Source organism: Rhodococcoides fascians A44A, from assembly GCF_000760735.1.
GTDB lineage: Bacteria > Actinomycetota > Actinomycetes > Mycobacteriales > Mycobacteriaceae > Rhodococcoides > Rhodococcoides fascians_E.
The window spans coordinates 3,057,430-3,065,789 of the sequence record NZ_JMEX01000008.1; the positions used below are offsets into that span (position 1 = coordinate 3,057,430).

12 protein-coding genes are annotated in these 8,360 nt (G+C 64.6%); 5 read left to right on the forward strand and 7 right to left on the reverse strand.

Annotated features, from left to right (window positions below):
* Positions 1-35: 35 nt before the first annotated feature.
* Together BH95_RS26680 and BH95_RS26685 are read left to right on the forward strand one after the other, a co-directional pair.
* Positions 36-1,421: a sigma 54-interacting transcriptional regulator gene (locus tag BH95_RS26680; protein ID WP_026347681.1), complete on the forward strand. Its 1,386-nt coding sequence runs from the start codon at positions 36-38 to the stop codon at positions 1,419-1,421.
* The gene (locus tag BH95_RS26685; protein WP_037185101.1) at positions 1,421-3,370 is read left to right on the forward strand and encodes a vWA domain-containing protein; all 1,950 of its coding nucleotides are present in this window, start codon (positions 1,421-1,423) and stop codon (positions 3,368-3,370) included. Before BH95_RS26680 ends, BH95_RS26685 begins: the two co-directional genes overlap by 1 nt.
* Here the strand turns inward: BH95_RS26685 and BH95_RS26690 are convergent.
* From BH95_RS26690 to rpmB, 7 genes are all read right to left on the reverse strand, one after another.
* Positions 3,367-3,936 carry a DUF1707 SHOCT-like domain-containing protein gene (locus tag BH95_RS26690; protein WP_019664481.1) on the reverse strand — a complete coding sequence of 190 codons (570 nt, stop codon included), beginning with the start codon at positions 3,934-3,936 and terminating at the stop codon, positions 3,367-3,369. The genes BH95_RS26685 and BH95_RS26690 overlap by 4 nt on opposite strands.
* A 13-nt stretch (positions 3,937-3,949) precedes the next feature.
* Complete coding sequence (locus BH95_RS26695) at positions 3,950-4,411, reverse strand: hypothetical protein (protein ID WP_019664482.1); 462 nt, start codon at positions 4,409-4,411, stop codon at positions 3,950-3,952.
* A gap of 63 nt (positions 4,412-4,474) precedes the next feature.
* Positions 4,475-5,398: an AEC family transporter gene (locus BH95_RS26700; RefSeq protein ID WP_020111432.1), complete on the reverse strand. Its 924-nt coding sequence runs from the start codon at positions 5,396-5,398 to the stop codon at positions 4,475-4,477.
* Between the two features lie 108 nt (positions 5,399-5,506).
* Positions 5,507-5,761: a 30S ribosomal protein S18 gene (rpsR, locus tag BH95_RS26705; protein WP_008719028.1), complete on the reverse strand. Its 255-nt coding sequence runs from the start codon at positions 5,759-5,761 to the stop codon at positions 5,507-5,509.
* A gap of 17 nt (positions 5,762-5,778) precedes the next feature.
* Positions 5,779-6,084, reverse strand: a complete 306-nt coding sequence (rpsN, locus tag BH95_RS26710; RefSeq protein ID WP_019664484.1) for a 30S ribosomal protein S14 — start codon at positions 6,082-6,084, stop codon at positions 5,779-5,781.
* A gap of 17 nt (positions 6,085-6,101) precedes the next feature.
* Entirely contained in the window at positions 6,102-6,272 is a 171-nt protein-coding gene (rpmG, locus tag BH95_RS26715) for a 50S ribosomal protein L33 (RefSeq protein WP_170947607.1), read from the reverse strand.
* Positions 6,269-6,505, reverse strand: a complete 237-nt coding sequence (gene rpmB / locus BH95_RS26720) for a 50S ribosomal protein L28 (RefSeq protein ID WP_019664486.1) — start codon at positions 6,503-6,505, stop codon at positions 6,269-6,271. Before rpmB ends, rpmG begins: the two co-directional genes overlap by 4 nt.
* A gap of 109 nt (positions 6,506-6,614) precedes the next feature.
* Here rpmB and mrf point away from each other — a divergent pair, with 109 nt between their 5' ends.
* Genes mrf through rpmF form a run of 3 tightly spaced genes read left to right on the forward strand, consistent with a single transcriptional unit; the run spans position 6,615 to position 8,293 of the window.
* Positions 6,615-7,865 (forward strand): ribosome hibernation factor-recruiting GTPase MRF, encoded by a 1,251-nt coding sequence (mrf, locus tag BH95_RS26725; RefSeq protein WP_037161510.1) that lies wholly within the window; start codon positions 6,615-6,617, stop codon positions 7,863-7,865.
* Positions 7,862-8,122, forward strand: a complete 261-nt coding sequence (locus BH95_RS26730) for a type B 50S ribosomal protein L31 (RefSeq protein WP_019664488.1) — start codon at positions 7,862-7,864, stop codon at positions 8,120-8,122. Before mrf ends, BH95_RS26730 begins: the two co-directional genes overlap by 4 nt.
* Before the next feature lie 3 nt (positions 8,123-8,125).
* Entirely contained in the window at positions 8,126-8,293 is a 168-nt protein-coding gene (rpmF, locus tag BH95_RS26735) for a 50S ribosomal protein L32 (RefSeq protein WP_037110618.1), read from the forward strand.
* Positions 8,294-8,360 lie beyond the last annotated feature (67 nt).

The window sequence follows — 8,360 nt, forward strand, 5'->3', positions numbered from 1 at the left end:
CGGTGCTTCTTCTGAGACGGGCGTACTTTGGTGAAGTGACCTCTAATCGACCTGGCATCACCACTGTCGGCGAGTTGCGTGCGTCCGGACACGTGCAGCGCTCTGTGAAAGAAGAACTCCGGGAAAATCTGCTCGACGCGTTGCGTGAGGGCAGGGATGCGTGGCCGGGAATTCTGGGCTTCGACAAGACTGTGCTTCCGCAGTTCGAGCGAGCGATTCTTGCTGGTCATGACGTTGTCCTGCTCGGTGAACGAGGGCAGGGAAAGACACGCCTTCTGCGTACGTTGAACCTTCTGCTCGACGAGTGGGCGCCTGTCATTGCAGGTTCCGAGCTCGGTGAGCATCCGTACGAACCCATCACTCCGGCGAGTATCCGACGCGCACGTGAGCTCGGCGACGGGTTGCCCGTCGAGTGGCGTCACCGTAGCGAGCGATACTCGGAGAAGCTGGCGACTCCGGACACGTCGGTTGCGGACCTCGTCGGCGATGTCGATCCGGTGAAGGTCGCCGAGGGTCGGAGTCTGGGAGATCCGGAGACCATCCACTTCGGGCTCGTGCCGCGGAGTCACCGGGGGATCGTGGCGATCAACGAACTCCCCGATCTCGCGGAACGTATTCAGGTTTCACTGCTCAACGTCATGGAGGAGCGGGATATCCAGGTCCGCGGCTACACGTTGCGGCTGCCGCTGGATGTCGTCCTCGTCGCGAGCGCGAACCCCGAGGACTACACCAACCGTGGGCGGATCATCACTCCACTGAAGGACCGCTTCGGCGCCGAGATACGCACTCACTACCCGCATGCGTTGGCCGACGAGATCTCGGTGATCGAGCAGGAGGCCAACCTCCCGGCGAACGTACCGTCGTATCTGCTCGAGGTGCTGGCTCGGTTCACACGGCTGCTGCGTGAGTCGCCGTCCGTCGACCAGCGTTCGGGTGTGTCGGCGCGGTTCGCCATCGCGGCGGCGGAGACCATCGCGGCCGCAGCGGTGCATCGCGCTGCGGTTCTCGGCGAGAGCGACGCGGTGGCGCGGCCGGTGGATCTCGGAACCATCATCGAAGTCCTCAGGGGCAAGGTGGAATTCGAGTCCGGCGAAGAGGGCCGCGAGACCGAGGTGCTCGAGCATCTGCTTCGGCGCGCGACGGCCGACACGGTCCGGGACCGGTTGGGCGGAATCAACCTGGCACCGCTCGTCACGGCCATCGAACAGGGTGAGCCGGTGGTGACGGGTGACCGAATCGCCGCCAAGACACTGATCGGTGAGCTGCCGGACCTCGAGGTGCTGCAGGACATCGACGAGCGTCTGAACGCGACCTCCGACGGCGAACGCGCTGCCGCAACGGAACTCGCGCTGGAAGGGTTGTACCTTGCGCGGCGGATTTCCAAGGATCCTGATGACGACGGACAGACGGTGTACAGCTGATGCCTGCCAGTAGATACGGGCGGTATCACGACGGCCCCGATCCACTGGCACCGCCGGTAGACCTCCGCGAAGCACTGGAGTCGATCGGCGAGGACGTGCTCGAGGGCGCATCGCCTCGCCGGGCGATGCAGGAGATGCTCCGGCGGGGTACCCGGAACATGAGGGGCCTCGACGATCTGGCGGCCGAGGCCAACCGTCGGCGACGGGATCTTCTGCGCAAGAACAACCTCGACGGAACACTTAAGGAGGTCCGCGAACTCCTGGACAAAGCTGTGCTCGAGGAGCGCAAGGCGCTGGCGCGTGCGCTCGACGACGATGCGCGTTTCCAGGAGATGCAGATCGGGGATCTGTCCCCGTCGACGGCGCAGGCCGTGCAGGAGTTGGCCGATTACGACTGGCGTTCCTCGGAGGGTCGTGAGAACTACGAGAAGATCAAGGATCTCCTCGGGCGGGAGATGTTGGACCAACGCTTCGCCGGTATGAAGAATGCGCTCGAGAATGCGACGGACGAGGATCGACAAGCCATCAGCGAGATGCTGAAGGATCTGAACGAGCTTCTGGACAAGCACAATCGAGGCGAGGACACCGAGCAGGACTTCTCGGAGTTCATGGCCGAGCACGGCCAGCATTTCCCCGAGAATCCGTCGAACGTCGAGGAGCTCCTCGATTCGCTCGCTCAGCGCGCCGCGGCAGCTCAGCGTCTGCGGAACTCGCTGAGCCCGGAGCAGCGAGCGGAATTGGATGCGCTGGCGCAGCAGGCATTCGGAGATTCCACTCTTCTGCAACAGCTCGACCAGCTGGACCAGAACCTTCAGCAGGCCAGGCCGGGGGAGGATTGGGACGGTTCGCAGAACTTCCGCGGCGAGAACGGGATGGGCCTGGGCGACGGGACCGGTGCGCTGCAGGACATCGCTGATCTGGAGAACCTCGGAAATCAGCTTTCCCAGCAGTACAACGGCGCCGCGCTCGACGACATCGATGCCGACGCGTTGCTGAAACAGTTGGGGCCCGAAGCTGCGGCGGATGCTCGCATGTTGGCCGAGCTCGAAAAGGCGCTCGAACAGCAAGGTTTCATGGACAAGGGTGCCGACGGCCAGTGGCGGCTGTCGCCGAAGGCGATGCGTCAGCTGGGACAGTCGGCCCTCAAGGACGTCGCGGGACGAATTTCCCGACGCGGCGGCGAGCGCGACACGCGCAAGGCCGGTGCGATGGGAGAGCCGACGGGTGCTTCTCGGGCATGGGAATTCGGTGACACGGAGCCGTGGGACGTCACCCGCACCGTCAACAATGCCGTCCTTCGCACCGCAGCCGAAGGTTCGACGTTCCCGGTGCAACTCCAGGTGACCGACGTCGAGATCAGCGAGACCGAAACGCGGACGCAGGCGGCCGTTGCGTTGCTCGTCGACACGTCGTTCTCGATGGTGATGGACGGTCGCTGGGTGCCGATGAAACGCACCGCGCTTGCGTTGAATCACCTTGTCAGCACCAGGTTTCGCGGTGACGATCTGCAGCTGATCGGCTTCGGTCGTCACGCGCAGACGTTGACGGCGTCGGAACTGGCCGGGCTCGACGGGGCGTACGACCAGGGCACCAATCTGCATCACGCGTTGATGCTGGCGGTGCGGCACCTGCGTCGGCATCCCAACGCGCAACCCGTCGTGCTGATCGTGACCGACGGCGAGCCCACCGCGCACCTCGAGCCCGACGGGCACGCGTATTTCGACTATCCGCCGTCGAACAGAACTTTGGGGCTGACGGTCCGTGAACTCGACACGGTGGCGAAGCTGGGTGCGCAGGTGACCATCTTCCGGTTGGGAGACGATCCGGGGCTGGCCCGCGTCGTGGACAAGATGGCCGAGCGGGTCGGCGGGCGAGTCATCGCCCCCGAGCTGGACGGGCTGGGAGCTGCGGTGGTGTCGGACTATCTGAAACGCAGGAAGTCCCGCTAGTCCTTGGCTTTGATGCTGACGCCGCCCCAGAAGGCGAAGCCTGTCACCACGATTCGTGGGGCTCCGGGAGCACCTTGCTGGCTCAGGTGGTCGAAGCCGCCCATGATGCCTGCGCCGCGTACTTCGACGGCGACGTTGCGGGGGACCGTGATGTCGATGCCGCCCATGATCGCGACGCAGTTGAGCGTCACCTCGGGAGCCGAGAAGTGTGCTCGGCGTAGGTCGATCTCACCGCCGCCCCAGAACGCGACGGCCTCGACGCGCGGTGCGACGGTCCATTCTCCCTTGCGTTCGAATCCACTCATGATGGCGACGGCGCGATCGGTGGAACGGCTGGGAGCCGAGTAGAGAGCTTCGGTGGGCGGCGTCAGCGCAAGGTCGCTGGTGAGAACGTCGAGTTCACCGTAGGTTTTCGCGCGATACGCGGCGGCCGTGCGTTCGTCGTACTCGGACACCGTGAGCTGGCCACCGGCCAGAGCGTCACTGAGGAGCTTCGCGACAAGGTTGCGGTCCGCGTCGGCGGCACGGACGGATTCACGGTTCTGTTCGGGCAGGTGATCGCTCACCTGGGTCAGGTTACTAGGCCGCGTTGACGATGGCGCGGTCTCCGACGGGCGAACTCAAGGTCATCTGCATCGTGCCGTACACGGCGACCATGATGCAGGCCTTGTCCGCGGCCTCGGGAAGCGTTCCGGTGCGCAGTGCGATGACGACTTCGGTGTCGGACTCGGTGACCTCCACCTCGGCCCCGTAGCACTCCGGGGTTCCGGTGACGAAATGGATGGCGATGGTGTTGGGGGAGATCTGGCTCCACGACTCGAACGGCGTCGACACCGCGCGCACCAGTCCTGGGGTGGATTCGAACATCGTCCCGACGTCGCCTACCGGAACCTCCACGGGCACCGGCGGTGCACTGGGACTGTGCATCAGCTGCGCAGACGTAGGGGTGGTGGCTTCGACGTCGTCACCGCCGTCGGCAGGGTCGTTGCCGCACCCGACGAGCAGGACGCACAGCAGAACTCCTGCAGCCAGAAACCTCATGATTCCAAAGTAACCGCGGGAGCTGAGGAGAACCTTTGGGTAGTCCAAGAATCGGGCGATCGGTCAGGCCAGCAGGGCTGTCACCAGTGCGATGACGGGTATCGCTGCGATGGTGGTGACGAAGGCCGTGTCCCGCGCCATGACGACGGCGCGGTTGTAGCGGTTCGCGAAGACGAAGACGTTCTGGGCGGTGGGCAGCGCGGAGATGACGGTGATGGCGAAGAGTTCGTGCCCTTCCAATCCCATGGCGAGTCCCATGAGGTAGCCGAGGACCGGCTGGAGCACCATTTTCATCGTCGTCGCGAGGAGTACGTCTCGCCTGGGGCTCGTGCCTTTCTGGAGAACACGGGCGCCGTAGAGCGAGAGACCGAACGCGAGAAGAGCGCCGGGCACGGCGGCGCCGCCGACCAGGTCGAACGGCTGCATGATGGCTTCGGGCAGTTCGATGCCGAAGATGGACAGCAGGAGTCCTGCGGCGCCGGCGAGGACGATGGGGTTCTTGAAGGGCGTGACGACGATATTGCGGATGGATGCTTTCTTGCCCATGGTCGACAGGTCCAGGATGGTCAGCGCCAACGGCGAGTACACCATGATCTGGAAGAGCAGCAGCGGTGCGACGAAGTTGGCGTCGCCCAGCACGAACACCGCGATGGGAATGCCGAGGTTGGCGGCGTTGACGTAGGACGACGCCAGGCCGCCGATCGTTGCCTCGGGCACGCGGCGTTTCAGCACGAGCCGGGCCAGGAGGAAGTACAGGGCGCCGACGGCGAGGGCGGTCACGCCGGCGATCACGAGGATCGGCGACAGGATGACGGCCAGGTCGGCCTGCGCGAGTGTCACGAACAGCAGCGAAGGTGTCGCGACGAAGAACACGAGCCGGCTCAGGACGAACTGGCCGTGCTCGCCGAGAACTCGGAACTTGGCGAGTACGTAGCCGAGCGCGATGACGATGAAGATGACCGTGAAGCCTTCGAGAACACCGGACATGGAGCGGTAGGTCTCGTTTCTCTCGGGGAGGCTGGCCAGGACTAACTCTAGTGCTCACGCAGAAAGGCCACGCACCCGAGAGTGCGTGGCCTTTCCTACGAGAAATTCTTACCGGCTGGTGAACGGCAGCAAAGCCATCTCACGAGCGTTCTTCACTGCGACGGCGACCTGACGCTGCTGCTGCGGCGTGAGGCCGGTGACGCGGCGGCTACGGATCTTGCCGCGGTCCGAGATGAACTGACGAAGAAGGTTGATGTCCTTGTAGTCCACCGTGGTCACCTTGGCGGCGTTCAACGGGTTCTTCTTGGGTCGACGTCCTGCCTCTGCGCGGACCTTCTTCGACGGTGCTCTCTTGACTGCCATCTGTTCTTCCCTGTTCCTTACCAGCTCGACTTGTGGACGCCTGGCAGCTCCCCACGGTGAGCCATCTCGCGTACCTTCACGCGTGACAGTCCAAATTTCCGCAGGTGACCGCGCGGACGTCCATCCGCAGCGTCACGATTGCGCAATCGTACCGGACTCGCGTCGCGAGGTAGACGCTGCAGTGCCGCTTGGGCCTCTGCTCGCTCGGAATCGGGTGTCGACGGCTTCCGGATGATCTCCTTCAGTTCGCTCCGGCGGGCTGCCCACCGGGCGACGACGACCTTCCGCTGCTCGTTCTTGGCGATCTTCGATTTCTTGGCCATGTCAGCGCTCCTCGCGGCTAGCGTTCTTCACGGAAGTCGACGTGCTTGCGGACGACGGGGTCGTACTTCTTGAGCACGATGCGATCGGGGTCGTTTCGACGGTTCTTGCGGGTCACGTAGGTGTATCCGGTGCCTGCGGTCGACTTGAGTTTGATGATCGGACGGACGTCCGTGCTCTTTCCCATCAGAGCTTCTCCCCTCGTGCTACGAGCTTGGCGACGACGGCGTCGATTCCGTCACGGTCGATGGTCTTGATCCCCTTCGCCGAGAGCGTCAGCGTGACGCGGCGGCCGAGGCTCGGGACGAAGTAGGTCTTCTTCTGGATGTTCGGGTCCCAGCGACGGCTGGTCCTGACGTGCGAGTGCGAAACGGACTTACCGAATCCCGGCTTCCGTCCCGTCACCTGGCAGTGCGCGGACATACGCGGTCCTCTCTAGCTGACATGACAATCGTTTTCGACAAAGCGTTGTTTCGAATGTAGCGTGACAACGCAAGAAATGACAATCGTTGTCGATAGAAGGGATCTGCTTGTGGACGGCCGCACACCACTCGTGCTCGTATCCGGTTGGACGGGTGCCATGGACGACGTGGTGACCTCACTGCTCGGGCCGGGCACCGTCGCCGTACGCCACGACCTCAGCCGCGTCTACGAGGGCGTCGTCCGCCGGACGCTCTACGCGGACGGCGACGCACCGCGCGAAACCATTCTCGAACTCGCGCACGGCTGTGTCTCCTGCACGCTGCGTGAGGACCTCCTCCCGCTACTGAGGACGCTGTCCACCCGTAGTTCGGTGCAACGGATCGTCCTGGCGATGGATCCTGCCCTCGAGCCGGAAGCGTTGTGCTGGGCGATCGAGAACGTCGTCGTCGCGGGCATCGTCGGTCAGGTCGACGGATCGGCTTCGCGAGACGTCCGTATCGAAGCCGTGATCGACTGCCTCGACGCCGCCACCTGGCTCGCGGACGCCACCGGCGACGACGCCCTGGCCGACCGAGGAATCGTGGCCAGCGGCGACGACGACCGGACCGTCGCGCAGGTCGTCGTCGGGCAGGTCGACTATGCCGATGCTCTCGTCGTCACCGCAGGCCCCGAGGTCGACGCGTGGGAACGCGCCAAGCTCGCCGCCGTGTTGGAGCGTCTGGCACCCGGTGCGCCCATCGCGTGGGTGGGGCCGGGGGACAAGCTCGACGCCGACGCGCTGGTCGCTGCCGTTCCGCTGGGTGCGCGTCGCGGCGCCATCACCGACGCCCACTCGCCGCTGCTGCGCGGTGAACCTCCACTCACGGCGGATTGCGGAGTGACTCTCGTCGAATTCTCGGCGACGCGACCCTTCCATCCCGAACGACTCCACGAGGCAATCGACGTTCTGCTCGACGGCGTCGTCACCGCACGCGGACGCGCCTGGGTGGCAACCCAGCCCGACGAGGCCCTGTGGATCGAGTCCGCCGGCGGCGGACTGCGCGTCGCCAGTGCCGGAAAATGGCTGGCCGCAATGACACCGGAGGAACAGGACGGCGTCGACACCTCGCGTCGGGCCATGGCCGCCCTTCGGTGGGACGACGACTTCGGTGACCGCGACACCTCGCTGGTCGTCCTGGTCCACGCCGCCGACCCCTCCGAAATCGACCGGACGCTGCAGTGGGCGCTGGTGTCCGACGACGAGATGACCGACCGCCAGGCATGGGCCGAATGGAACGACCCGTTCGGCCAGTGGCACGAAGACCCGTGCGAAACAACAGAATCCCCGTACTCGGAGCAGAAGAAAGAGGCACAGGAATGAAGGCAGGAATCCACCCCGACTACCACCCCGTGGTATTCCAGGACGCAGGAACAGGAACCAAATTCCTCACCCGGTCCACCATCACCTCGACCCGCGAGGTCGAATGGGAAGACGGCAACACGTACCCACTCGTCATCGTCGACGTCACCAGCGAATCCCACCCCTTCTGGACCGGCGCCGCACGCATCATGGACACCCAGGGGCGCGTGGAGAAGTTCGAGAAGCGCTACGGTCGTCGCAGCCGTAAGGAGGCCTGAGACATGGCTGTACCGAAGCGGAAAATGTCGCGGTCCAACACCCGCAGCCGCCGAGCACAGTGGAAAGCCGTCGCTCCCGACCTCGTGAGCGTCCGCGTCGGCGGGCAGGAATTCAAAGTCCCTCGCCGACTCGTCAAGGCCGTACAGACAGGTGTCTACGACCCGAGCTGAACCCGAGCAACCTTTTCGAGAGCGAACGTGCCGTTCGGTCACTTCAAGTGACCGAACGGCAGAGTAC

Coding starts and splice junctions, on each gene's coding strand:
- rpmB (WP_019664486.1), bottom strand. CDS start 6,505: ATGTCCGCGCACTGCCAGGTGACGGGACGGAAGCCGGGATTCGGTAAG.
- BH95_RS26685 (WP_037185101.1), top strand. CDS start 1,421: ATGCCTGCCAGTAGATACGGGCGGTATCACGACGGCCCCGATCCACTG.
- rpsR (WP_008719028.1), bottom strand. CDS start 5,761: ATGGCAGTCAAGAGAGCACCGTCGAAGAAGGTCCGCGCAGAGGCAGGA.
- BH95_RS26730 (WP_019664488.1), top strand. CDS start 7,862: ATGAAGGCAGGAATCCACCCCGACTACCACCCCGTGGTATTCCAGGAC.
- BH95_RS26695 (WP_019664482.1), bottom strand. CDS start 4,411: ATGAGGTTTCTGGCTGCAGGAGTTCTGCTGTGCGTCCTGCTCGTCGGG.
- rpsN (WP_019664484.1), bottom strand. CDS start 6,084: ATGGCCAAGAAATCGAAGATCGCCAAGAACGAGCAGCGGAAGGTCGTC.
- rpmF (WP_037110618.1), top strand. CDS start 8,126: ATGGCTGTACCGAAGCGGAAAATGTCGCGGTCCAACACCCGCAGCCGC.
- BH95_RS26700 (WP_020111432.1), bottom strand. CDS start 5,398: ATGTCCGGTGTTCTCGAAGGCTTCACGGTCATCTTCATCGTCATCGCG.